Raw genomic sequence first — 22425 nt, forward strand, 5'->3', positions numbered from 1 at the left:
ATGGACCGCACGGTGGACTGGGACGGCTCGGGCGAGGGCGCCGTCACCGCCGTCGACCAGCGCGCGCTCCCGGGCGAGTACCGCCTCCGCCGGCTCGCGAGCGTGGACGAGCTGGTCGCGGCGATCGCCGACCTGACGATCCGCGGCGCGCCCGCCCTGGGCGCGGCCGGAGCGCTGGGGTCGCGCTCGCCGCCCGTCGCCACGCGGACGATCCGGCCCGGGTGCGTGACGAGGCGGAGCGGGTCGCGGCGGTCCGCCCGACCGCCGTGAACCTGCGCCGCGGCGTGCAGCGGGCCCTGGCGCGGCTGGGCGAGGGCCCCGACGCCGTGCTCGGCGAGGCGTGCGCGCTGCTCGACGAGGACGAGGCGACCAACCGGCGGATGGGCCGGCGCGCCGCGGACCTCGTCACCACGCTGTGCCCCGACCGCCCGCTGCGGGTGCTGACCCACTGCAACTCCGGGGCGCTCGCCGCCGTCGCCTGGGGCACCGGGCTCGGTGCGGTCCGCGAGCTCGCCGGGCGGGGCCGGATCGCCGAGGTGCTGGCCTGCGAGACCCGCCCGCTGCTGCAGGGGGCGCGGCTCACGGTGTGGGAGCTGCGGGAGATGGGCGTCGCGCACCGGCTGTGCGTCGACTCGGCGGGCCCGTCGGCGATCGCGCGGGGGCTGGTCGACGTCGTGATCGTCGGCGCCGACCGGGTCGCGGCCAACGGCGACGTCGCCAACAAGATCGGCACCTACGCGCACGCCTGCGCCGCGGCGCGCCACGGCGTCCCGGTGATCGTGGTGGCACCCGAGTCGACCGTCGACCACGCGACGCCGTCGGGCGCCGACATCGTCATCGAGGAGCGCGCGGCCGACGAGGTCCGCAGCGTCGCGGGCGTACCGACGGCGCCGCCGGACACCCCGGTCTACAACCCCGCCTTCGACGTCACGCCCGGCGCGCTGCTCGCCGCGGTGGTCACCGAGGCGGCGACGTTCCGGGACGGCGTCTGGACGGTCGAGGCCCCAGCCCCGGCCCCGGCCCCGGCGACGTCCGGGGCCGCTCCGTGAAGCTCCGCGACGAGCGCGAGGCCGTCGTCGCCCACGCCCGGCGGATGGACGCCGACGGCCTCACGGTCGGCACCTCGGGGAACCTCTCGGTGCGCGCCGGCGACCTCCTCGCGATCACCCCGAGCGGGCTGCCCTACGACCAGCTGACACCCGAGACGGTCAGCGTCGTGGACCTCGACGGCCGGCCCGTCGACGCGCGGTTGCGGCCGTCGTCGGAGCTGCCGATGCACACGGCGGTGTACCGGGAGACCGACGCCGCGGCGGTCGTGCACACCCACCCCGTGTTCGCGACGGTCCTGTCGACGCTGGTCGACGAGCTCCCGGCGATCCACTACATCATCGCGCACCTGGGCGGCCCGGTCCGCGTCGTGCCCTACGCGCCGTACGGCACCGAGGAGCTCGCCCGGCTCGGGGTCGAGGGGCTGGCCGGGCGGTCCGCGGTGATCCTCGCGAACCACGGCGCCACCACGTACGGCGCCGACCTCGCGCAGGCCTACACGCGGACCGAATACCTCGAGTGGCTCTGCCGGCTCTACGTCGAGGCCCGGAAGCTCGGCGAGCCGCGCCTGCTCGACGACGCGCAGATCGCGGCCGCGACGGCGGCGTTCGCGGACTACGGCCCGGTTCCGCGCGCCTGAGGCCCGTCGGCGCCGGACCGCGCCGTGGGCAGCGCCCGCTCCAGCGCCACGAGCTCGGGAGCGAGGAAGCCCTCGTCCTCCGGGACCGCGACCCGCCGGCCGGACGTCGCCGCGGCGAGGTCCGCCAGCTCGCTCTCGATCTCCCCGGCCCGGGTGGCCGTGACCTCCGGGGCCGTCGGGCGCCCGTCGCCGCGGGCCTCGTCCATCGTCCAGCACGCCGCCAGCGTCCGGTGGGCGAGCCGCTGGGCGGCGTCGAGGGCGGGCCACCAGGCGGTGGTGTCCGGGCTGCGCACGATCGGGAGGGCGTCGCCGCGGTGGGCGTCGGCCAGGGCGAGCACCCGCTGGTCGAGGTCCCGGCGGGCCGCGCGCGCCGCGGGGCTGCCGGTGCTGCCGTCGACGAGGTGGGGAGCACCCGCCCGACGTCGCGCAGCGTCTCGCGCACCCGCGCCGCCGGGTCCGGCACGGCGGCTCGGGGCGCGATCAGCAGGAACACGAGGACCCCGATCGCGCAGCCCACGGCGGTGTCGACCCCGCGGGCGAGCAGGAGACCGCCGAGGTCGGCGGGGTGGCCGCCGCTGCCGATGGTCAGGGCGATCGGGGTCACGAGGACGACGCCGAGGCCGTAGTTGCGCGGCATGAGGAGCTGGATCCCGAACTGCAGCACCGCGATCGTCAGCGCCAGCCCCACGCCGGCCGGCTGCGCCGCGAGGATCGCGGCCGCGAGCAGCAGCCCGATCCAGGTCCCGAGCAGCCGGAGCGCGGCGCGCTCGAGCGTGCCGACCGGCCCCAGGCCCTGGCACAGGACGAGCACCGCGCAGGCGACGGCCCAGTAGGCGTGGTCGAGCCCGACGAGCGCGGCGCCGGTACCGACGACCACGGCCGCGACGCCGACGCGCAGCAGCACCACGCGCCACGGCGACCCGGGAGCGAGCAGGGCACGGGCCGTGGCCGCGACGCCGGGGCCGCCCAGCGGCACGTCGGCGGGATCGAGGTGGCGCGCCACGGCCGGCGGGTGGTCGACCTCGGTGGCCAGCGCGCGCACCCGGTCCGCCGCGGCGGGGTCGACGGCGCGGCCCTCGTCGTGGGCCCGGATCGCCTCGGCGAGGGCGCCGTGCGCCTCCAGCGCGATCGCGCGCAGCCGCACCAGCGTCCCGCCGGGGCCGGCGACCGGGGCCTGCTGGCCGACCAGCACGACCCAGCAGGCGTGCATCGCGCGGGCCGCCCGGTCCCGCGCCGCCGGGTAGCCCTCGCCGTCGGTGGCGAGCAGGCGCGCCACCGCGTCGACCCCGGCCGCCACCGCCGCCTTCTCCGGGTGGCGGGGCCCGGCGACGACCCCGATCATGTGCGCGCACCACGAGAGGGCGCCGCCGGCGAGGACGAGCAGGCCCAGGCGCCACGGCTCCGCGGTCGCCCCGGGGATCCCCGACGCGGTGGCGCAGGCGAGGACGAACATGTACGCGCCGGGCGGGCCCGTGTCGACGATCTGGCACAACGCCGTCGCCGCCACGGCGATCACCGCGACGACGGGCACCGAGGCCCACACGGAGAACTCCGACCACGCGCCGACCGTCACCACCGCGGCGAAGGCGAGCGCGACGGCGGCCAGCTGCCGGGCCCGGAAGCGGTAGGGACGACGGCCGCCGTAGAGCGCGGTGAAGGCGCCGATGCTCGCGACGAGGCCGGCGGAGACGTCGCCGGCCCACCAGCCGATCAGGACGGTGCCGCCGGCGCAGGAGGCGGCGCGGACCGCGTCGACGAGGTCGAACCCCGTGTGCCGCAGTCCGACCAGGTCCCGCGCCCACCCCCGCCACGAGGGACGGGTCACCGCATCCGCCTGCGGAGCACGAGCAGCGCGGCGACCACGAGCAGCACCGCCATCGGCAGCTCGAGCAGCAGGGCCGACAGCGCGCTGACGCCCCGGTCGCTGCGGTTGGCCGTCGTCGTGTCGAACCAGGCGTCGCACACCAGCAGGGTCGCCGCGACGAGGGCGGGCACCACCATGAGCGGGCGGCCGCGCCAGGCGAGGAACGACGTGGCGGCCAGGGCGAGCAGCAGCGCGGTGTCGAACCCGACCCACGCCAGCGTCCAGTGGACCGCCACGTAGCGGTGCGGCAGCGTCACGGCGAGGAAGCCGATCCACGGCACGAGCACCAGCGACCCGACCGCGGCGACGAGGACGAACCGCCGGCGGCGCCGCTCGGGCGCAGCGCCGGCCTCGTCGAACCGGGCGAGGCGCAGCGCCAGCGCCCGTCGCTCGCCGTCGGACATCCCGGCGAGTGCCTCGTCGTCGATCACGAGCCCGAGGGGCCGTCGGGCGGGTCGTCGAGGAAGTCGGCCGTCGGCGCGTAGTAGAGGGAGCCGGTGACCGCGGTGGAGAAGTCGAGGATGCGGTCGTGGTGGCCCTCGGCGGTGCCGACGAACATGTTCTCCAGCATCTGCTCGGTGACCCCGGGGTCGCGGGCGTAGCCGATGAAGTAGGTGCCGTACTCCCCGGCGCCGACGTGGCCGAAGGGCATGTTGACGCGCAGGATCTGCCGCTCCTGCCCGTTCTCGTCCTCGATGACGTTGAGCGCGAGGTGCGAGTTCGGCGCCTTCTGGTCGTCGGGGATCTCGATGTCCTGGAGCTTGGTGCGCCCGATCACCCGCTCCTGCTCCTCGACGGTGAGCGCGTTCCAGCCGTCCATGTCGTGCAGGTACTTCTGGGTGATCACGTAGCTGCCGCCGGCGAACCCGGGATCCTCGTCGCCGACGAGCACCGCCTCGCGGGCTGCGGCGCCGTCGGGGTTCTCGGTGCCGTCGACGAAGCCGAGCAGGTCGCGCTCGTCGAAGAACCGGAACCCCTGGACCTCGTCGACGACCGTGGCGTGCGTGCGCAGGCGCGTGGCCAGCAGCTGTGCGAGCTCGAAGCACATGTCCAGGCGGTGGGCGCGGAGGTGGAACAGGAGATCCCCTGGCGTCGACGGCGCCTCGTGGGCTCCGTGCAGGGCGCGGAACGGGTGCAGCGACGCCGGCCGCGGGCCGCCGAACAGCCGGTCCCAGGCCTCCGACCCGATCCCGGCGACGCAGGTGAGCTCGCCCTCCGGGAGCCGGAAACCGACCGAGCGCTTGAGGCCGGAGACGTCGGAGAGCACGTCGCGCACCGCCGCCGCGTCGCCACCGGGGTCGAGCGTCAGCGTCAGGAAGATCGACGCCTCCGTGATCGGCGCCAGGACGGGCTGGGGCTCACCGTGGACCATGAACCGCACCCTAGAGGCGCCGTCGGCGCAGGAGCAGTGTTCGGCCATCCGGCCGCCGACCTGTCACGCTGTCGCCGCGACACCGCCGTCCAGGAACGCGCGAGGGGAGTCCGCCGTGACCGAACAGATCGCCGAGCACTACGAGCGCGTGGCCGCGACCTACAACGACCACTGGACCTACGACCCCGACTACGTCCGGCAGCTCGCCCACGCCATGACCGACGCGCTGCGTCTGACCCGCTCCGATGCGATCGCCGACATCGGCTGCGGCACCGGCCTCTACACGCGCCACATCGCCGACGACGTCCGCCCGACCCGGCCGGTCCTGTGCGTGGACCCCGTGTCGGCGATGCTGGACCAGCTCCCGCGGTCGCCGTCCCTGCAGCCGCTGCACGCCAGCGCCGAGGACCTGGCGTCCGGACGCGTCGCGCTCCCGGAGTCGGCGCCGCTGGACGCGATGATCATCAAGGAGTCGATCCACCACATGACGGATCGGCGCGGGACGCTCGACGGTCTCGTCCGGCTCCTGTCACGCCACGGCCGCATCCTCGTCGTGATGCTGCCGAAGGCCATCCACCACCCGCTGTTCCGGGCGGCGCACGAGCGGTTCGGGGAGCTGCAGCCGGACCCCGCCGACATCCAGGAGATCGTGGCTGCGGCCGGACTCCGGGCCTCGGTGAGCCAACGGACGTTCCACGTGGCCATCGAGCGCGAGCGCTACGTCCGCATGCTCGAGGCGCGGTACATGTCGGTGCTCGGCGAGTTCTCCGACGAGGAGCTCGAGGAGGGCATCGCGCAGTTCCGGCGGTCCTACCGGGACACCCCGGTGCTGCGGTTCGAGGACCACTTCGCCTTCGTCAAGGGCTGGGTCCCGGGCCGCCCTCCGGCCTGACCGGCCTGACCCGTCAGCGGCGCAGGACGAGCACGGTGGTGATCAGCAGGACGACCGTGCCGGCCGACTCGACGACGAGGGTGGTCGGCGCCAGGGCGTAGTCCAGGCTGGACTCGATCCCGAACAGCCCGACGGTCAGCGCGATCACCAGCGCGGCCAGGGTGCCGGCCATGAACAGCAGGCCCAGCACGGTGGCGACCTGCAGGAGCCGCCCCTGCAGCAGGGTGATCGCGACCGCCAGCACGAGGCCGCCGATCGCGTTGAGCACGAACAGCATGCCGAGCACGCCGCCGGTGCTCGTGAGCACCAGGTAGAGGTGGATGCCGCCCATCGCGAGCAGGGCGAGGGCGCTGAGCAGCCGCCAGACCATGACCGAGCGGGACGAGCTGCTGGCGGGACGCGCCGGGTGCGCGGCGTGCGACATGTCCGTCTCCCTGCCCGGGGACCGTGCGCGGTGCACGGTGCGGTGACGGAACTGGTTACCACAGTTCGGGCGCCGGACCCAGGGGCGTCAGCCCCACGTGGAGGTCGACGGTGCAGGTCAGGGCGTGACGAGCCGCCGCGCGCCGGGCAGCCCGAGCAGCAGCGCCGCCACCGCCGAGACGACCGCGAGCCCGGCGAGCGGCCCGGCGAGACCGCCGCCGCCGGCGAGGGCCGAGAGCAGGTACGGCACCCCGAAGCCGAGGTAGGCGCAGGCGTAGAACGTGCCGGTGAGTGCGCCGCGCTCGCTCGGGGCCGCGAGCCGCGCGACCGTCGTCAGCCCCGACGCCAGGCACAGGCCGTAGCCCACGCCGAGCAGCAGCGCCACGGGCACGAGCAGCGGCCACGCCGACAGCGCGACCCCGAGGAGGGCGATCCCGAGCCCGATCGCGCCGATCCCCAGACCCACCGGGCCCGCCCGCTCCGCACCGAGGCGCCGGGCCAGCGGCGGCACGAGCGCGCCCGTCGCCAGGGTCAGGCCCGCCACCAGACCCGTGACGGCCACGGCGATCGACGGCATCTGCGGGGTGAGCAGCAGCGGCAGCAGGGTGACCGCGGTGGACGGGAAGGCGAACACCCCGATCGCGACCGGCACGACGACCAGCACGAACGGTCGCCGCGCGTCCGCCGGCACGCCGAGGTTCACGACGGGACCGCCGTCGCGCCGGCGGTCCGGCGGGAGGGTGTCGGGGATGCCGCGCAGCAGGGCGATCGCGCCGATCATGAGCACGACGTGGAGCAGGTACGGCAGCACGGTCGGGGCGGGCGCCCACTGCGCCAGCAGCCCCGTGAACAGCGGCCCGAGCGCCCAGCCCGCGGCGAGCGCGACGGTCGTGAGCCGCGCCGAGCGGCCCGGCTCGCCGACCAGCTCGCCCAGCCACGCCGTCCCCACGCTGAAGACCACCCCGGACACGGCGCCCTGGAGGAACCGCCCGAGGAACAGCACCGCCACCGATGACGCGGCCCCGAGGAACAGCAGCGAGATGAGGCCCGCGAGCACGACGAACGGCACCACCACCGCGCGCCGTCCGAGGCGGTCGGACGCCGGCCCCGACAGCAGCAGCGCCGGGATGAGCCCCGCGGCGTAGACCCCGAAGGCGGCGGTCAGGGCGGTGGGCCCGAGCCCGAGCGTGTCCCGGTAGACCAGCAGCAGGGGCGTGGGCACGTTCGTCCCGTAGGCGACGACGAACACGACGATCCACAACGCCCGCGCGGGCGTCGACACCGCGGCGGCGCGAGTCACGGGCACAGCTTGGCCTGTCGCGCCTGGGCGCGCGATCACGAACCTCGCGCTGTGGAGGCGATCCGTCGTCGCGGGGATCGATACTTCGAAAACCGAAGCATCGTCGTGAGGTCGAACGACTCCGGACGCGCGCCCGCCTCTCCGCGCCCGGGCACGCGCTCACTCACGGGCGCCCGGCGCGAAGGTGGGCAGGGCGTGGGGGTCGCGGACGGGGACCGGGCTCTCGACGCGGGCGATCTGCACGAGCACCGTCTGGGCGCTCGTGCCCTGTGAGAGCCGCGAGGCGGGGACGTCGCGGGTCAGGACGTTCGGGTTGCCGTGCAGCTCGGCGCTGTCGTCGGCGGCCGGGTCGAGCGGGGTGTACCAGGCGCCGGTCGCCAGGAGGGCCACGCCGGGCAGGACGTCGTCGGACACCACCGCGCCCACGTAGGTCTCGCCGCGCTCGTTCCACAGGCGCAGCACGTCGCCGTCGGTGATGTCCCGCGCCGCGGCGTCGGCGGCGTTCACCACGCACGGCTCGCGGCCGGCGACCTTCGACGCGGTGCTCACCGGGCCCATGTCGAGCTGGCTGTGCAGGCGGGTGCCCGGCTGAGGGGAGAGCAGGTGGATCGGGAAGCGCTCCGTCGCGCTGCCGGCCCACTCGGTGGGCGGCAGCCAGGTGGGGTGGCCGGGGCACTCGTCGTAGCCGAAGCCGTCGATCGTCGCGGAGAACAGCTCGATCCGTCCCGACGGCGTCGCCAGCGGAGCCGCGGACGGGGACCGCCGGAACGCCGCGTACGGCGGTGGGGGCGCGGGCAGGTCGTAGCGGTGGTGCCCGGTGGTCCAGAAGGTGTCGAAGTCGGGGATCGGGTGGCCGTGCTCGGCGGCCGAGCGCCGCGCCCGGTCGTACATCGCCCGCAGCGCCCCGGCGTCGTCGAGGCCGCCGGTGTACGCCTCCGCGACGCCGAGCCGCTCCGCCAGCGCCGCGAAGATCGTCCGGTCGTTGCGGGCCTCGCCCGGCGCGTCCACGCTGCGCTGCATCGCGATCAGCCACGGTTCCCCCGAGCCGGCGGCGATGTCGTCGCGCTCGAGGGTGGTGGTGGCGGGCAGGACGACGTCGGCCATCCGCGCGGTGGGGGTCCACCACGGCTCATGGACGACGACCGTCTCGGGGCGCTGCCAGGCCCGGGCGAGCCGGTTGAGGTCCTGGTGGTGGTGGAGCGGGTTGCCCCCGGCCCAGTAGACGAGCCGCACGTCCGGGTAGCGGTGCACGGCCCCGTCGAACGCGTACTCCTCGCCGGGGTGGCGCAGCATGTCGGCCAGGCGCGCGACGGGGACCCGCACGGGGCACTCGTTGTAGCGCGCGGTGAACGCCGGCGTCCCGAACGTCCGGTACGTCGCGCCGAAGCGGGCGACGCAGCCGTACCCGAACCCGAACCCGCCGCCGGGCAGGCCGATCTGCCCGAGGTAGGCGGCGAGGGCGACGACGGCCCAGTAGGGCTGCTCGCCGTGCTCGGCCCGCTGCAGCGCCCAGGTCGCCGTGACGAGGGTGCGCCCCGTGCGCAGCCGGTCGGCGAGACCCTCGATCGTCGCGGCGGGCACGCCGGTGAGCGCCGCGGCCCAGTCGGGCGTCTTGTCGACCCCGTCGACGGCCCCGCGCAGGTAGGCGCGCAGACGGTCGTCCCCGACGGTGCACCGCGCCACGAACTCCTCGTCGACGGCGCCCAGGACGTCGAGCCGGCGCATCAGGGCCAGGACCAGCGCGGTGTCGCTGCCGGGACGCACCGGGACCCAGTCGACGCCGGGGTGATCGGGGGCGTCGCTGCGGACCGGGTTGACGTTGACGACCCGGGTGCCGCGCTCGAGCGCCCGGGCCAGCCCGAGGCGCGCGGTGTGGTCGCCGGTGCCCCCGGACTCCAGCTGCACGTTCTTGGCCGGGAAGCCCCCGAGCATGAGCACGGTGTCGGTGTGCGCGGCGATGTCGTCCCAGGTCGCGACCTGCCCGGTGACGGGGGCGGTGTCCCCGAGGACGTGGGGCAGGAGCCGCTCGGCGGCCCCGTAGCTGTAGTTCGAGACCTGGCCCGAGTAGCCGCCGGCGCAGGCGAGGAAGTGGTTGAGCTGGGTCTTCGCGTGGTGCAGCCGGCCGGCGCTCGCCCACCCGTAGGAGCCGCCGAACACCGCCTCCGGCCCGTGCTCGGCATGGACCCGGCGCAGCTCGCCGGCCACCAGGTCGAGCGCGGTCTCCCAGGACACCTCGACGAACGGGTCCGCGCCGCGCCGCCCACCGGAGCCGTCCAGCCACGACCCGCGCACGGCGGGGCGCGTGACGCGGTTGCGGGCGTGCACCGCGCCCGGCACCGAGCGCAGCAGCGGCGAGGGGTCGGTGTCGCCCTCGAAGGGGACGGCCTCGACGAGGCGCCCGCCCTCGACACGCGGGCGGAAGGCGCCCCAGTGGGACCCGTGGATGGTCATCGCCGACGATCCTCGCCCGCGCCACGGACCCGGCGCCATCCCCGACCGGCCGCGCGGGACACTGATGCGCGTCGAGACACCGGCACCCGGGAGGACACGGCTGTGGGCACGTTTCGGGCGTCCTTCGAGTTCCCGCCGTCGCCGCACGCCCCGGGGATGGCCCGCCGTCTGCTCGGGGAGCTCTTCGACGCGTGGGCGCTCGACGGGGCGCTGCACGTCGACGCGAAGGTCCTCGTCAACGAGCTCGTCTCCAACGCCGTGGACCACGCCGGCAGCGACGTCGTCCTCGAGCTCGACGTCGCCGCCTCCGACGGGTGGTTGCGGGTCGGCCTCGCCGACGGCTCGACCATCCGCCCGGTGGTCCGGGAGCTCGACCACAGCGCCCCGCGGGGCCGCGGGATGCAGATCGTCGCGGAGCTGGCCGACCGGTGGGGCAGCGAGGAGCGCGACGGGGGCAAGCGGGTCTGGTTCGAGCTGGCCTCGTCCTGACCGGCTCCTGAACGATCCCCGACCGACGGGCCGGGGCCCTCAGGGGCGCTCGTCCACCGGCCAGAACTCCGCCCACAGGGCGCCGGGCTCCTCGACCTCCTGGACGTGCAGCGCGTAGCCGCGCCGCCGGGCGATCACCTCGGCGCCGCCGCGGTTGACCCGCCGGATCGTCAGCCCGACCCGGTCCGGCAGCAGTCGCGCGGCGAGCTGCTGGTCGAGGCGGCCCATCTCGAATCCGGCCTCCCACCAGTCGGCGGCGCTCCCGGCCGCGACCCTCGGGTCCCCCGATGTCTCCGTCGTCATCCCCTGACCTCCGTCCTGTCGTCGGCGACGACACGAGTGTTGACCCTGCCGACCTGCTGTGTCTACAGTCATCGCCAGCAGATATATCAGTTGGCTACGATGAGGATCGCGGATGTCGGTCACAATCGCCCCCGAGGGTCGGACGCCCGTCGCGTCGGTCCTCGACCGGTCGCTCGCGCAGGCGGATCCCGAGGTGCACGCCCGGATCGCCGACGAGCGGAGCCGTCAGCACCGGACGCTCGAGATGATCGCGAGCGAGAACTTCGCGCCGCAGGCGGTGATGGAGGCGCAGGGCTCGGTTCTGACCAACAAGTACGCCGAGGGCTACCCGGGCCGGCGCTACTACGGCGGCTGCGAGCACGTCGACGTCATCGAGCAGCTCGCGATCGACCGGCTCAAGGCGCTGTTCGGGGCCGAGTACGCCAACGTCCAGCCCCACTCCGGGGCCCAGGCCAACGCCGCGGTCATGGCCGCGCTGCTGACGCCCGGTGACACGATCCTCGGGCTGGACCTGGCCCACGGCGGCCACCTCACGCACGGGATGCACCTGAACTTCTCGGGGCGCCTCTACGACGTCGCCGCCTACCACGTGCGCGCCGACGACCACCGCGTCGACATGGCCGAGGTCGAGCGCCTCGCCCACGAGCGCCGCCCGGCCCTGATCATCGCCGGCTGGTCGGCCTACCCGCGGCAGCAGGACTTCGCGGAGTTCCGCCGGATCGCCGACGCGGTCGGCGCCTGGCTCATGGTCGACATGGCCCACTTCGCCGGCCTCGTCGCCGCGGGCCTGCACCCCTCGCCGGTGCCGCACGCGCACGTCGTCACCTCGACCACCCACAAGACCCTCGGCGGCCCCCGCGGCGGGGTGATCCTGGCGGGCACCCGGGAGCTCGCCAAGAAGCTGAACTCGAGCGTCTTCCCCGGCCAGCAGGGCGGGCCGCTCGAGCACGTGATCGCCGCCAAGGCCGTCGCGTTCAAGCTGGCCGCGGAGCCCGAGTTCCGCGAGCGCCAGGTGCGCACGCTCGCCGGTGCCCGCCTGCTCGCGGAGCGCCTGGTGGCCGAGGACGGCATCGGCGTCGTCTCCGGCGGCACCGACGTCCACCTGGTGCTCGTCGACCTGCGCGACTCCGACCTCGACGGGAAGCAGGCCGAGGACCGGCTGCACCGCGTCGGCATCACGGTCAACCGCAACGCGGTGCCCTTCGACCCCCGCCCGCCGATGGTCAGCTCCGGCGTCCGCATCGGCACCGCCGCCCTCGCGGCCCGCGGCTTCGGCGACGACGACTTCGCCGCCGTCGCCGACGTCATCGCCCGGGCCCTGCGACCGCAGGTGACGGAGTCCGAGCTGGACGCCCTCGCCGACCGCGTCGCCGCCCTCGCCGACCGCCACCCCCTCTACCCGGAGCTGCCGGCATGACGCACGCAGGCACGACCGCACCCACGACCGCGCCCACCCCGCCGGGCGCCGACCTGCCCGAGCACCCCGAGTCCCTCTGGCGCAGCGCCGAGCCGAAGAAGTCCTACGACGTCGTCATCGTCGGTGGCGGCGGGCACGGCCTGGCCACCGCCCACTACCTCGCGAAGCTCGGCATCACGAACGTCGCCGTGCTCGAGAAGGGGTGGCTGGCCGGCGGGAACATGGCCCGCAACACCACGCTGATCCGCTCGAACTACCTCTGGGACGAGTCGGCCGGCATCTACGAGCACGCGCTCAAGCTCTGGGAGGGCCTCGAGGAGGACCTCGGCTACCCGATCCTGTTCAGCCAGCGCGGGGTGCTCAACCTCGCGCACACCGAGCAGGACGTGCGCGACTCGGTGCGCCGCGTCGAGGCCAACAAGCTCAACGGGATCGACGCCGAGTGGCTCGACCCCGACGAGGTCGCGAAGGTCTGCCCGATCGTCAACGTCTCGGGCGACATCCGCTACCCGGTCCAGGGCGCGACGTTCCAGGCCCGCGCGGGGATCGCGAAGCACGACTACGTCGCGTGGGGCTTCGCGCGCCGGGCGAGCGATGCCGGCATCGACATCATCGAGAACTGCGAGGTCACGGGCTTCGTGACGGGAGGACCAGGCGGCGACCGCGTCACCGGCGTGCGCACGACCCGCGGCGACATCGCCGCGGGCACGGTCGCGCTCTGCGCGGCCGGCCACACCTCGGTGCTGCTGGACATGCTCGGCGTGCCCGCCCCGCTGCAGTCCCACCCGCTGCAGGCGCTGGTCTCGGAGCTCCTCGAGCCCGTGCACCCGACGATCGTCATGTCGAACGCCGTGCACGTGTACGTCTCCCAGGCCCACAAGGGCGAGCTGGTGATGGGCGCGGGCGTGGACACCTACAACGGCTACGGCCAGCGGGGCGCGTTCCACATCATCGAGCGCCAGATGGCGGCCGCGGTCGAGCTCTTCCCGGTGTTCGCCCGGGCCCACCTGCTGCGCAGCTGGGCCGGCGTCGTCGACGTCACGCCGGACGCGAGCCCGATCGTCGGCGCCACGCCCTACGAGAACGTCTTCCTCAACTGCGGCTGGGGGACCGGCGGCTTCAAGGCCACCCCGGGCCTGGGTGCGGCGTTCGCCGACACCGTCGCCCACGGCCGTCCCCACCCACTCATCGCGCCCTTCGGCCTCGACCGCTTCGTCACCGGGGCCCTCGTCGACGAGCACGGCGCCGCCGCCGTGGCCCATTAGGAGTCCCGATGCAGCTCATCGCCTGCCCCTGGTGCGGCCCCCGCGAGGAGATCGAGTTCTCCTACGGCGGCCAGGCCGCCGTCGCCTACCCGGCCGACCCCGCGTCGCTGTCCGACGAGCAGTGGGCCCGCTTCGTCTTCTTCCGCGACAACCCGAAGGGCCCGTTCGCCGAGCGCTGGGTCCACAGCGCGGGGTGCCGCCGCTGGTTCGGCGCCGTCCGCGACACCCGGACCTACGAGTTCCTCTCCGTCGGGCCCCTCTCCGCCACGACCGCGCGCACGTCCGTCCTCCCGGAGGCCACCCCATGAGCCGGATCGAGGGCTACGGCCGCATCGACCGCAGCCGCCACGTCACGGTCACCGTGGACGGCACCGCCTACACGGGCCACCCCGGCGACTCGCTGGCCTCGGTACTCCTCGCGCACGACGCCCGTCCGGCCAGCACCGGGGTCAAGCTGGGACGCCCCCGCGGCATCGGCGCCTCGTGGACCGAGGACCCGACGGGCCTGGTGCAGGTCGAGGAGCCGTTCCCCGAGCCGATGCTGCTGGCCACGACCATCGAGGCCACCGACGGGCTCGTCGCCCGCGGCGTGAACGGGCAGGGCCGGCTCTCCGAGGTCCCCGACCTCGCCCGCTACGACCGCCTGCACACCCACTGCGACGTCCTGGTGGTCGGCGCCGGCCCGGCCGGGCTCGTCGCCGCCCGCGCCGCGGCCCGTCGCGGCGACGACGTCGTCCTCGTCGACGACCGCCCCGCCGCCGGCGGCACGCTCACCGGCACCGAGACGATCGACGGCCGCCCCTCCCTGGAGGTCGTCGACGAGATCGTCGCCGAGCTCACGGCATCGCCGAACGTCACGCACCTCCAGCGCACGACGGCCTTCGGGCACTACGACGACGGCTTCGTGCTGGCCCTCGAACGGCGCACCTCCCACACCGACGACGGCGGCCTCGCGCGGCGCTCGCGCCAGCGGGTGCACCGCATCCGCGCCGCCCGGATCGTAGTCGCGGCCGGTGCGATCGAGCGCCCGATCGTGCTCGAGGACAACGACCGCCCCGGCGTCATGCTCGCCGCGTCGGCGCGGGACTTCCTGCACCGGTACGGCGTGCTCGCCGGCCGCGAGGTCGTCGTCTTCACCAGCGACGACGCCGCGTACGCCACCGCGGTCGACCTGCACGACGCCGGCGCTTCGGTCCAGGTGCTCGACGCCCGCCCGACGGCCCCCGCGCTCTGGTCCCGGCGCTGCGCGGACCGCGGCATCGCCGTCACGTCGGGCACCCACGTGCACGGCACCCGGGGACCCGACCGCATCACCGCCGCCCTCGTCGGCCCCGAGCGCCGCGAGGTGCCCTGCGACCTGCTGCTGACCAGCGGCGGCTGGAACCCCACCGCGCACCTGTTCAGCCACGTCGGCGGCCGGCTGGCCTACGACCCGTCGCTGGGTGCCTTCCGCCCCGCCGCGCCCCGTCCGGGCGTCGAGGTGGTCGGCGCCGCCGACGGCACCTTCGGCCTGGCGGACATCCTGCGCCAGGCGGGCGGCCCGGGTGGTGCCCCGCAGGCGGACGACGAGCCCCGCGACCCGACGACGGTGCTCTGGCGCACCGACGGCGACCCCGCCCGCCAGTTCGTCGACATCCAGCGCGACGCCACGGTCGCCGACATCGCCCGCGCCGTCGGCGCCGGGATGACGTCGGTGGAGCACGTGAAGCGCTACACGACGATCGGTACCGCGCACGACCAGGGCAAGACCTCCGGCGTGATCGCCTCCGGCATCACCGCGGAGCTCCTGGGCCGGCCCGTCGAGGACCTCGGGACGACCACGTTCCGGCCGCCCTACACGCCGGTCGCGTTCGCCGCGCTGGCCGGGCGGGAGCGCGGCGACCTCTTCGACCCCGTGCGCACCACCCCGATCCACGACTGGCACGTCGCGGCCGGCGCGGAGTTCGAGGACGTCGGGCAGTGGAAGCGCGCGCGGCACTACCCGCACCCCGGGGAGAACATGACCGACGCGGTGCTGCGCGAGTGCGCCGCCGTGCGGACCTCGGTCGGCATCATGGACGCCTCCACGCTCGGCAAGATCGACGTGCGGGGGCCCGACGCGGCGGTCCTGCTCGACCGGCTCTACACGAACATGATGTCGAGCCTGAAGGTCGGGCGCGTGCGCTACGGCGTCATGTGCGGCAACGACGGCATGGTCTTCGACGACGGCACCGTCCTGCGCCTGGCCGACGACCGCTTCCTCGTCACCACCACCACCGGCAACGCCGCCGCCGTCCTCGACTGGATGGAGGAGTGGCTCCAGACCGAGTGGCCGGAGCTGCGGGTGCGGCTGACGTCGGTCACCGAGCAGTGGTCGATCTTCGCGGTGGCGGGTCCCCGCTCCCGCGACGTGGTCGGCGCGGTCTTCGCCGACGGTCCTGATGGCTTGGACGTCTCGAACGACGCCTTCGGCTTCATGACCTGGCACGACACCGCCCTCGACGGGGTGCCCGTGCGGCTGGCCCGGATCTCGTTCTCGGGCGAGCTGGCCTTCGAGGTCAGCGTGAGCGCGTGGTACGCGCCGGCGGTGTGGGCCCGCCTGGTCGAGGCCGGCCGCGCCCACGGGATCACGCCCTACGGCACCGAGACGATGCACGTCCTGCGGGCCGAGAAGGGCTACCCGATCATCGGGCAGGACACCGACGGCACGGTCTCCCCGCACGACCTCGGCATGGCCTGGGCGGTGTCGAAGAAGAAGCCCGACTTCATCGGCCGGCGCTCCTTCACCCGGGCCCAGAACCAGGACCCGCTGCGCAAGCAGCTGGTGTCGCTCCTGCCGACCGACGCCGCGACGAAGCTGCCCGAGGGCTCGCAGATCGTGCGCTTCGCCGACGACGGACGGCTGCCCGCGCCGCCCGTCCCGATGCTCGGGCACGTCACCTCGAGCTACCACAGCGCCGCCCTCGACCGCCCGTTCGCGCTCGCCCTGGTCAAGGGCGGGCGGGAGCGCATCGGCGAGGTCGTCGGCGTCCCCGTCGCGGGTGAGCTGGTGCCCGCACTGATCGGCGAGACCGTGCTGGTCGACCCCGAAGGAGCGCGCCGCGATGGCTGACACCTCCATGCTCGGCACCGTCATGCTCGTCCGGCACCCGCTCGAGTCGCGGCGCACGCAGCTGGCGGAGCTCTCCGCGGAGCTCGACGGCGTGGCCCTCGAGCTCGAGGCGCCGGTCGCGGCTGTCGACCTGCGACTCGACCCCGCGGGCCCCGGGCCCGCCGCTGTCGCGGAGGTGGCCGGCGGCCCGCTGCCTGCGCAACCCGACACCTGGACCGAGCTCGTCGCCGGGCAGGCCCAGATCCCGTCAGGGCAGGCACTGCGTCTCGGCCCCGACGAGTGGCTGCTGACGAGTGCGGCCGCCCGGCCCGAGGACTGGGAGTTCGGCCTCGACGAGGCCGCCGCCCCCTTCGGCGGCACGGCGCTCGACGTGTCCGCGCAGCGCACGACGGTGCGGGTGCGGGGCGCCTCGGCCCGCCGGCTGCTCGCCTCCGGATGCGCGATCGACCTGCGCCCCAGGTCGTTCCCGCGCGGGCGCTGCGCCCAGACCCTGCTCGGCCAGGCGGGCGTCCTGCTCGTCGCCCTCGGTGTCGACGCACGGGGCGCCGACGACCTCCAGCTGTTCGTCCGTCCCTCCTTCGCCGGATACGTCGTCGACTGGCTCGTCGACGCGGCGCAGGAATTCCGCTCCTGACACCCCCGCGACCTCGAAAAGAGACGCCATGAGCACCACCCCCCGCGTCGTCGTCATCGGAGCCGGGATCGTCGGCGCGAACCTCGCCGACGAGCTCACCGAGCGCGGCTGGACCGACGTCACCGTCCTCGACCAGGGACCGCTGCCGCTCACCGGCGGCTCGACGTCCCACGCCCCCGGCCTGGTGTTCCAGACCAACGCGTCGCGGACGATGAGCGCGTTCGCGTCGTACACCGTCGAGAAGTTCCTCGGGCTGGAGGTCGACGGCGCCTGGTGCTTCAACCAGGTCGGCGGGCTCGAGGTCGCCACCACCGCCGAGCGCCTCGCCGACCTGCACCGCAAGCAGGGCTGGGCCACCGCACGGGGCATCCCCGCCGAGGTCGTCGACGTCGACGAGTGCGTCCGCCGCCACCCGCTGATCGACCCCGAGCGCATCCTCGGCGGTCTCCACACCCCCACCGACGGGCTGGCCAAGGCCGCGCGCGCGGTCACCGCGCTCATCCGACGGGCGGAGTCCCGCGGGGCGACCTTCCGCGGCTCCACGCGGGTCACCGGCATCTCCCAGGTCGGCGGGCGCGTCACCGGCGTGCAGACCGACCACGGCGAGGTCCCGGCCGACATCGTCGTCTCCTGCGCCGGCTTCTGGGGGCAGGCGATCGGCGACATGGTCGGCATGCGCGTGCCGCTGCTGCCGCTGGCGCACCAGTACGTGTTCACCGGTCAGGTGCCCGAGCTGGTGGGCCTGGGCGACGAGGCGAGCGAGGCGCGGCTGCCGATCCTGCGTCACCAGGACCAGGACCTGTACTACCGCGAGCACAACGACCGCATCGGCATCGGCTCCTACGCCCACCGCCCGATGCCCGTGTCGCTGCACGAGCTCCCCGAGGTCGACGACGTCAGCGAGGCGCGCCAGCCCTCGATGCTGCCGTTCACCGAGGACGACTTCGCGGCCCAGTGGGAGCAGAGCCGGCTGCTGCTTCCGTCGCTGCAGGACACCAAGGTCGACACCGGCTTCAACGGCATCTTCTCGTTCACCCCGGACGGCGGGCCGCTGATCGGGGAGTCGACGGACGTCGCGGGCTTCTGGATCGCCGAGGCGGTGTGGGTGACCCACTCCGCCGGGGTCGCCCGCAGCGTCGCGCAGCTCCTGGTCGACGGGCGCAGCGAGATCGACCTGCACGGCTGCTCGGTGCACCGCTTCGAGGAGTTCCAGACCGCCGACGACTACGTCTCGGCGACCGCGCAGCAGAACTTCGTCGAGATCTACGACATCGTGCACCCGCTCCAGCCGCGCCTCGCGCCCCGCGACCTGCGGGTGAGCCCGTTCCACGCCCGTCAGAAGGAGCTCGGGGCGGTGTTCCTCGAGTCCCACGGCTGGGAGCGCCCGCACTGGTACGAGGCCAACGCCCCGCTCGTCGCCGACCTGCCGCCCGAGTGGGCGCCGGTGGCCCGCGACCCCTGGTCGGGGATGTTCGACTCGCCGATCGTCGCGGCCGAGGCGTGGAAGACGCGCACCGCGGTGGCGATGTACGACATGACCCCGCTGACCCGTATCGAGGTGTGCGGCGCCGGCGCGCTGGCGTTCCTCGACCGGCTCACCACGGGGAAGATGGACAAGTCCGTCGGGGCGGTCACCTACACGCTCGCCCTCGACGAGGCCGGCGGCATCCGCAGCGACCTCACGGTCGCCCGCCTCGGTCCCGACCACTTCCAGGTCGGCGCCAACGGCCCGCTCGACGTGCACCACCTCCAGCAGGAGGCGGCCGGCGAGGACGACGTGTCCGTCCGCGACGTCACCGGCGGCACCTGCTGCGTCGGCGTCTGGGGTCCGCTCGCACGGGACCTCGTGCAGCCGCTGACCTCGACCGACCTCTCGCACGAGGGGTTGACGTACTTCCGCTGCGTGCAGGGGCAGATCGGCGGCATCCCGGTGACGGCGATGCGCCTGTCGTACGTCGGCGAGCTCGGCTGGGAGATCTACACGTCCGCGGAGTACGGGCAGCGGCTCTGGGACGTCCTGTGGCGGGCCGGGCAGCCGCTCGGCGTCGTGGCCGCGGGCCGGGCGGCGTTCAACAGCCTGCGCCTGGAGAAGGGCTACCGCAGCTGGGGCACGGACATGACCAGCGAGCACGACCCCTACGAGGCCGGGGTCGGCTTCGCGGTGCGGCCGCAGACCAAGGGCGACTTCGTCGGCCGGGCCGCCCTCGAGGGCCGCGCCGCGCCGACCCGCTCCCTGACCTGCCTGACCGTCGACGACGGGCGCAGCGTGGTGGTCGGCCACGAGCCGGTGCTCGTCGACGGCGTCCCCGCCGGCTACGTCACCTCGGCGGCCTTCGGGCACACCATCGGCCGTCCCGTGGCCTACGCGTGGCTGCCCGCCGGGCTGGAGGTCGGCACCTCGGTGTCGATCGAGTATTTCGGGCAACCCGTCCGCGCGACGGTGGCCGCCGAGCCGCTCGTCGACCCGGAGATGGCGCGCATCCGGCGCTGATCCCCGGCGGGTCCTTCGTCAGAGAGGCGTCGCGTGCGCACTGAGACGGTCGAGCACTTCCCGGAGTCCCTGGCCGCCCGGAGCCCTGCTCCGGGCGGCCGGACCGGCGCTGCGCTCCACGCGGCCCAGGGGGCGGCGCTCGCCGCCAAGGTCGCGCGCGACAGCGGGGTCGTGTCCTCGCCGGAGCGGGCCGACGAGCTCCGCGAGACCGCGCTGGCCCTGGCCGCCGGCGACGTCGACGGCACCGGGCCCGCGGGACCGGGACGGTTCTCCACGGAGGTCATCGCCGTCTCCGCGCAGGTCCTGACCCTGGCGGAGGCGATCCGCCCGGTGGCCCGCCGCACGGCGGTCGCCGACCTCGCGGCGGCGGCCGAGGCGGTGCGCGCCGCGGCGGGCACCGCCCGGGTCGACGTGGAGGTGGACCTGGTCGGGATCACCGATCCCGGCGAGCGGGAGCGGCTCCTCACGGCGATCGAGCCCGTCGACGACCTCGTCCTGCGCGCCGCGAAGCTGACCGCCGTCGTCCGCGAGCAGATCCTGCGCTGACCCCACGTGAGCGAAGTTCCCGGCTATAGCCGGGAACTTCGCTCACGGGTCAGATGACGGCCCGGATCGCCTTCTCGAAGCCCTGCACGTGGTGGCGAGCCTTGCGGGCCGCGCCGTCGGCGTCGCCCTCGGCGATCGCGCGGAGCAGGCCCGCGTGCTCCTCGACGTGGGAGACGAAGTCGGACATGCGGTCGAGGAAGATGCAGAAGATCCGGGTGGCCAGGTTGTCGTAGCGCACGAGGGTGTCCTCGAGATGCGGGTTGCCGGCCGCGCGGTAGACCGAACGGTGCACCCGCAGGTCCCAGCGCATGAGCTCGTCGCGGGTCAGCTCGGGGATGTCGAGCGCGTCGGTGGCGTCGGCGAGGTCCTCGAGCTCCGCACGCAGCGCGGTGGACGTCGCGGCGTTCTCGGCCGCGCGGCGCGCCGCCAGCGGCTCGAGCTGGACGCGGATGTCGGAGATGTAGGCCAGGTCCGTGATGTCCACGGCCGTCGCGAAGGTCCCGCGCCGGGGGTAGGAGACGACCAGCCGGTCGACCTCGAGGCGCTTGAGCGCCTCGCGCACCGGCGTGCGCCCCACCTCCAGCGACTCCACCAGGGCGACCTCGTCGATCGGCGCCATGGGTGGGATCTCCAGCATGATCAATTTGTCCTGGATCGCCGTGTAGGCGCGCTCGGAGAGCGACAGGGGCGGACCGGTCTCCTGCTCATCGCTGAGGACGCTCACGGGCGGAGCCTACAACAGATGGAGCAACTCTTCTGGTCTGGAGCCATAACTGATATACTAGTTTGACCTCAACCGCCCTGCGATCGTCAGGGGTGCTCCATGGCCATCTCGGTGTTCGACCTGTTCAAGGTCGGGATCGGCCCGTCCAGCTCGCACACCGTGGGCCCGATGCGCGCCGCCTTCCTGTTCGTCTCGCGGCTGCACGACACGGGCCTCCTCGAGCGTGTCGCGTCGGTGCGCTGCGAGCTGTTCGGGTCCCTGGGCGCGACCGGGCACGGCCACGGCAGCGTGCCCGCCGTCGTCCTCGGCCTGTCCGGCGAGCAGCCCCACCTCGTCGACCCGGTGGAGGCGGAACCGATCGTCTCGGCCGTGCGGTCCGGGGGGCGGATCGCCCTCGGCGGCAAGCACACCGTGGCGTTCTCGGTCGACGACGACGTCGTGCTCCACCGCCGGGGCCGGCTGTCCTTCCACAGCAACGGCATGGTGTTCCTCGCCCTCGACGCCGTGGGCCGTCCCGTCGACCGCCGCGAGTACTACTCGGTCGGCGGCGGCTTCGTCCTCGACGAGGACGAGACGGGCGAGCCCGTGCTCCGCGAGGACCCGACGCCCGTGCCCCACCCCTTCGACTCCGGGGACGAGCTGGTCGCCCGCGCCCGCGAGCACGGCCTGCGGATCAGCGACGTGATGCTCGCGAACGAGGCCGTCCGGCGCCCCGAGCCGGAGACCCGCGCGGGCCTGCTGCACCTCTGGTCGGTGATGCGCGAGTGCGTCGAGCGCGGGTCGACCACCGGCGGGGTGCTGCCCGGGGGTCTGCGCGTGCGCCGGCGCGCCCCCGAGCTGCGGCGCCACCTCGACGAGGAGGTCGACGCCGCGGAACCGATGGACCGCGTCACCCTCTACGCCCTGGCCGTCAACGAGGAGAACGCCGCCGGCGGCCGGGTGGTCACCGCCCCCACCAACGGCGCCGCCGGCATCGTGCCCGCGGTCCTGCACCACGCGGCAAGCACCGTCCGCGGGTTCGACGACGACGCCGTCGTGCGCTTCCTGCTCACCGCCGGCGCGATCGGGCTGCTGTTCAAGAGGAACGCGTCGATCTCCGGCGCCGAGGTCGGGTGCCAGGGCGAGGTCGGCTCGGCGTGCTCGATGGCCGCGGGCGGGTTCGCCGAGCTCCTGGGCTGTTCCCCCGAGCAGGTCGAGAACGCCGCCGAGATCGGGATCGAGCACAACCTGGGGCTGACCTGCGACCCGGTCGGCGGCCTGGTCCAGATCCCCTGCATCGAGCGCAACGCCGTCGCGTCGGTCAAGGCCATCACCGCCGCGCGCATGGCCCGGCGCGGCGACGGCGTCCACCACGTCTCGCTCGACAAGGCGATCAAGACCATGCGGGAGACCGGCGCCGACATGTCGGTCAAGTACAAGGAGACCGCCCGCGGCGGGCTGGCTCTCAACGTCATCGAGTGCTGATCCCGAACCGAA

Annotated in this window: 21 protein-coding genes and 2 pseudogenes; 14 read left to right on the plus strand and 9 right to left on the minus strand. The window is 74.5% G+C overall.

Annotation, left to right across the window (positions count from 1 at the left end; translation table 11 throughout):
* Together mtnA and ACQPYN_RS07175 are read left to right on the plus strand one after the other, a co-directional pair.
* Window positions 1-1049: pseudogene (gene mtnA, locus ACQPYN_RS07170) on the plus strand (S-methyl-5-thioribose-1-phosphate isomerase).
* Window positions 1046-1687, plus strand: a complete 642-nt coding sequence (locus ACQPYN_RS07175; RefSeq protein WP_433035138.1) for a class II aldolase/adducin family protein — start codon at window positions 1046-1048, stop codon at window positions 1685-1687. Before mtnA ends, ACQPYN_RS07175 begins: the two are co-directional and overlap by 4 nt.
* Here the strand turns inward: ACQPYN_RS07175 and ACQPYN_RS07180 are convergent.
* Both ACQPYN_RS07180 and ACQPYN_RS07185 read right to left on the minus strand, forming a co-directional pair.
* Window positions 1663-2025: a hypothetical protein gene (locus tag ACQPYN_RS07180; protein ID WP_433039178.1), complete on the minus strand. Its 363-nt coding sequence runs from the start codon at window positions 2023-2025 to the stop codon at window positions 1663-1665. The genes ACQPYN_RS07175 and ACQPYN_RS07180 overlap by 25 nt on opposite strands.
* Before the next feature lie 164 nt (window positions 2026-2189).
* A pseudogene (locus tag ACQPYN_RS07185) lies at window positions 2190-2729 on the minus strand (FUSC family protein); the annotation flags it as partial.
* Between ACQPYN_RS07185 and ACQPYN_RS07190 the strand changes: the two are divergent.
* Complete coding sequence (locus ACQPYN_RS07190) at window positions 2632-2931, plus strand: hypothetical protein (RefSeq protein WP_433039180.1); 300 nt, start codon at window positions 2632-2634, stop codon at window positions 2929-2931. The pseudogene ACQPYN_RS07185 and the gene ACQPYN_RS07190 sit on opposite strands and share 98 nt — an antisense overlap.
* 12 nt (window positions 2932-2943) lie before the next feature.
* Window positions 2944-3315, plus strand: coding sequence for a hypothetical protein (locus tag ACQPYN_RS07195; protein ID WP_433039182.1), 372 nt, complete (start codon window positions 2944-2946; stop codon window positions 3313-3315).
* Window positions 3316-3508: 193 nt separating this feature from the next.
* Here ACQPYN_RS07195 and ACQPYN_RS07200 read toward each other — a convergent pair whose 3' ends face one another.
* Window positions 3509-3982: a hypothetical protein gene (locus ACQPYN_RS07200; protein ID WP_433035141.1), complete on the minus strand. Its 474-nt coding sequence runs from the start codon at window positions 3980-3982 to the stop codon at window positions 3509-3511.
* Window positions 3979-4923, minus strand: coding sequence for a Dyp-type peroxidase (locus tag ACQPYN_RS07205; RefSeq protein ID WP_433035144.1), 945 nt, complete (start codon window positions 4921-4923; stop codon window positions 3979-3981). Before ACQPYN_RS07205 ends, ACQPYN_RS07200 begins: the two co-directional genes overlap by 4 nt.
* Before the next feature lie 115 nt (window positions 4924-5038).
* Here ACQPYN_RS07205 and ACQPYN_RS07210 point away from each other — a divergent pair, with 115 nt between their 5' ends.
* Window positions 5039-5815, plus strand: a complete 777-nt coding sequence (locus ACQPYN_RS07210; protein ID WP_433035147.1) for a class I SAM-dependent methyltransferase — start codon at window positions 5039-5041, stop codon at window positions 5813-5815.
* 13 nt (window positions 5816-5828) lie between these two features.
* Here ACQPYN_RS07210 and ACQPYN_RS07215 read toward each other — a convergent pair whose 3' ends face one another.
* The 3 genes from ACQPYN_RS07215 to ACQPYN_RS07225 form a co-directional block, all read right to left on the minus strand.
* Entirely contained in the window at window positions 5829-6239 is a 411-nt protein-coding gene (locus ACQPYN_RS07215; protein ID WP_433035150.1) for a hypothetical protein, read from the minus strand.
* A 117-nt stretch (window positions 6240-6356) separates the two neighbouring features.
* Window positions 6357-7538, minus strand: coding sequence for an MFS transporter (locus tag ACQPYN_RS07220; protein WP_433035153.1), 1182 nt, complete (start codon window positions 7536-7538; stop codon window positions 6357-6359).
* 159 nt (window positions 7539-7697) lie between these two features.
* Complete coding sequence (locus ACQPYN_RS07225; RefSeq protein WP_433035156.1) at window positions 7698-9989, minus strand: molybdopterin-dependent oxidoreductase; 2292 nt, start codon at window positions 9987-9989, stop codon at window positions 7698-7700.
* Window positions 9990-10091: 102 nt separating this feature from the next.
* Here ACQPYN_RS07225 and ACQPYN_RS07230 point away from each other — a divergent pair, with 102 nt between their 5' ends.
* On the plus strand, window positions 10092-10478 hold the full coding sequence (locus ACQPYN_RS07230; RefSeq protein WP_433035159.1) for an ATP-binding protein: 387 nt from the start codon (window positions 10092-10094) through the stop codon (window positions 10476-10478).
* A gap of 39 nt (window positions 10479-10517) precedes the next feature.
* Here ACQPYN_RS07230 and ACQPYN_RS07235 read toward each other — a convergent pair whose 3' ends face one another.
* The gene (locus ACQPYN_RS07235) at window positions 10518-10781 is read right to left on the minus strand and encodes a hypothetical protein (RefSeq protein WP_433035162.1); all 264 of its coding nucleotides are present in this window, start codon (window positions 10779-10781) and stop codon (window positions 10518-10520) included.
* Between the two features lie 112 nt (window positions 10782-10893).
* Between ACQPYN_RS07235 and glyA the strand changes: the two genes are divergently transcribed.
* The 7 genes from glyA to ACQPYN_RS07270 are packed head-to-tail and all read left to right on the plus strand — an operon-like array spanning window position 10894 to window position 20225.
* Window positions 10894-12198: a serine hydroxymethyltransferase gene (glyA, locus tag ACQPYN_RS07240; protein WP_433035165.1), complete on the plus strand. Its 1305-nt coding sequence runs from the start codon at window positions 10894-10896 to the stop codon at window positions 12196-12198.
* Window positions 12195-13463, plus strand: a complete 1269-nt coding sequence (locus tag ACQPYN_RS07245; protein ID WP_433035168.1) for a sarcosine oxidase subunit beta family protein — start codon at window positions 12195-12197, stop codon at window positions 13461-13463. The genes glyA and ACQPYN_RS07245 overlap by 4 nt, the downstream gene beginning before the upstream one ends.
* An 8-nt stretch (window positions 13464-13471) precedes the next feature.
* Window positions 13472-13771 carry a sarcosine oxidase subunit delta gene (locus ACQPYN_RS07250; RefSeq protein ID WP_274192898.1) on the plus strand — a complete coding sequence of 100 codons (300 nt, stop codon included), beginning with the start codon at window positions 13472-13474 and terminating at the stop codon, window positions 13769-13771.
* A complete protein-coding gene (locus ACQPYN_RS07255; protein WP_433035171.1) occupies window positions 13768-16554 on the plus strand; it encodes a 2Fe-2S iron-sulfur cluster-binding protein in 2787 nt (928 codons plus the stop codon). The genes ACQPYN_RS07250 and ACQPYN_RS07255 overlap by 4 nt, the downstream gene beginning before the upstream one ends.
* The gene (locus ACQPYN_RS07260) at window positions 16547-17188 is read left to right on the plus strand and encodes a sarcosine oxidase subunit gamma (RefSeq protein ID WP_433035174.1); all 642 of its coding nucleotides are present in this window, start codon (window positions 16547-16549) and stop codon (window positions 17186-17188) included. Before ACQPYN_RS07255 ends, ACQPYN_RS07260 begins: the two co-directional genes overlap by 8 nt.
* Before the next feature lie 28 nt (window positions 17189-17216).
* Window positions 17217-19679 (plus strand): GcvT family protein, encoded by a 2463-nt coding sequence (locus ACQPYN_RS07265; protein ID WP_433035177.1) that lies wholly within the window; start codon window positions 17217-17219, stop codon window positions 19677-19679.
* 33 nt (window positions 19680-19712) lie between these two features.
* Window positions 19713-20225 (plus strand): cyclodeaminase/cyclohydrolase family protein, encoded by a 513-nt coding sequence (locus ACQPYN_RS07270; protein ID WP_433035180.1) that lies wholly within the window; start codon window positions 19713-19715, stop codon window positions 20223-20225.
* Window positions 20226-20274: 49 nt separating this feature from the next.
* Here the strand turns inward: ACQPYN_RS07270 and ACQPYN_RS07275 are convergent, their stop codons facing one another.
* Window positions 20275-20949: a GntR family transcriptional regulator gene (locus ACQPYN_RS07275; protein ID WP_328310212.1), complete on the minus strand. Its 675-nt coding sequence runs from the start codon at window positions 20947-20949 to the stop codon at window positions 20275-20277.
* Between the two features lie 99 nt (window positions 20950-21048).
* On the opposite strand from ACQPYN_RS07275, the gene ACQPYN_RS07280 reads away from it, so the two are divergent.
* Window positions 21049-22413 carry an L-serine ammonia-lyase gene (locus tag ACQPYN_RS07280; RefSeq protein ID WP_433035184.1) on the plus strand — a complete coding sequence of 455 codons (1365 nt, stop codon included), beginning with the start codon at window positions 21049-21051 and terminating at the stop codon, window positions 22411-22413.
* Window positions 22414-22425: the final 12 nt, after the last annotated feature.

Source organism: Actinomycetospora sp. CA-053990, assembly GCF_050948445.1.
In the GTDB taxonomy this organism is placed as follows: Bacteria; Actinomycetota; Actinomycetes; order Mycobacteriales; family Pseudonocardiaceae; genus Actinomycetospora; species Actinomycetospora callitridis.

Excerpts from the sequence above, each read along its gene's own strand:
- ACQPYN_RS07260 (WP_433035174.1), top strand. The coding sequence starts at position 16,547 with ATGGCTGACACCTCCATGCTCGGCACCGTCATGCTCGTCCGGCACCCG.
- ACQPYN_RS07250 (WP_274192898.1), top strand. The coding sequence starts at position 13,472 with ATGCAGCTCATCGCCTGCCCCTGGTGCGGCCCCCGCGAGGAGATCGAG.
- ACQPYN_RS07235 (WP_433035162.1), bottom strand. The coding sequence starts at position 10,781 with ATGACGACGGAGACATCGGGGGACCCGAGGGTCGCGGCCGGGAGCGCC.
- ACQPYN_RS07255 (WP_433035171.1), top strand. The coding sequence starts at position 13,768 with ATGAGCCGGATCGAGGGCTACGGCCGCATCGACCGCAGCCGCCACGTC.
- ACQPYN_RS07225 (WP_433035156.1), bottom strand. The coding sequence starts at position 9,989 with ATGACCATCCACGGGTCCCACTGGGGCGCCTTCCGCCCGCGTGTCGAG.
- ACQPYN_RS07280 (WP_433035184.1), top strand. The coding sequence starts at position 21,049 with ATGGCCATCTCGGTGTTCGACCTGTTCAAGGTCGGGATCGGCCCGTCC.
- ACQPYN_RS07205 (WP_433035144.1), bottom strand. The coding sequence starts at position 4,923 with ATGGTCCACGGTGAGCCCCAGCCCGTCCTGGCGCCGATCACGGAGGCG.
- glyA (WP_433035165.1), top strand. The coding sequence starts at position 10,894 with ATGTCGGTCACAATCGCCCCCGAGGGTCGGACGCCCGTCGCGTCGGTC.
- ACQPYN_RS07245 (WP_433035168.1), top strand. The coding sequence starts at position 12,195 with ATGACGCACGCAGGCACGACCGCACCCACGACCGCGCCCACCCCGCCG.
- ACQPYN_RS07265 (WP_433035177.1), top strand. The coding sequence starts at position 17,217 with ATGAGCACCACCCCCCGCGTCGTCGTCATCGGAGCCGGGATCGTCGGC.
- ACQPYN_RS07215 (WP_433035150.1), bottom strand. The coding sequence starts at position 6,239 with ATGTCGCACGCCGCGCACCCGGCGCGTCCCGCCAGCAGCTCGTCCCGC.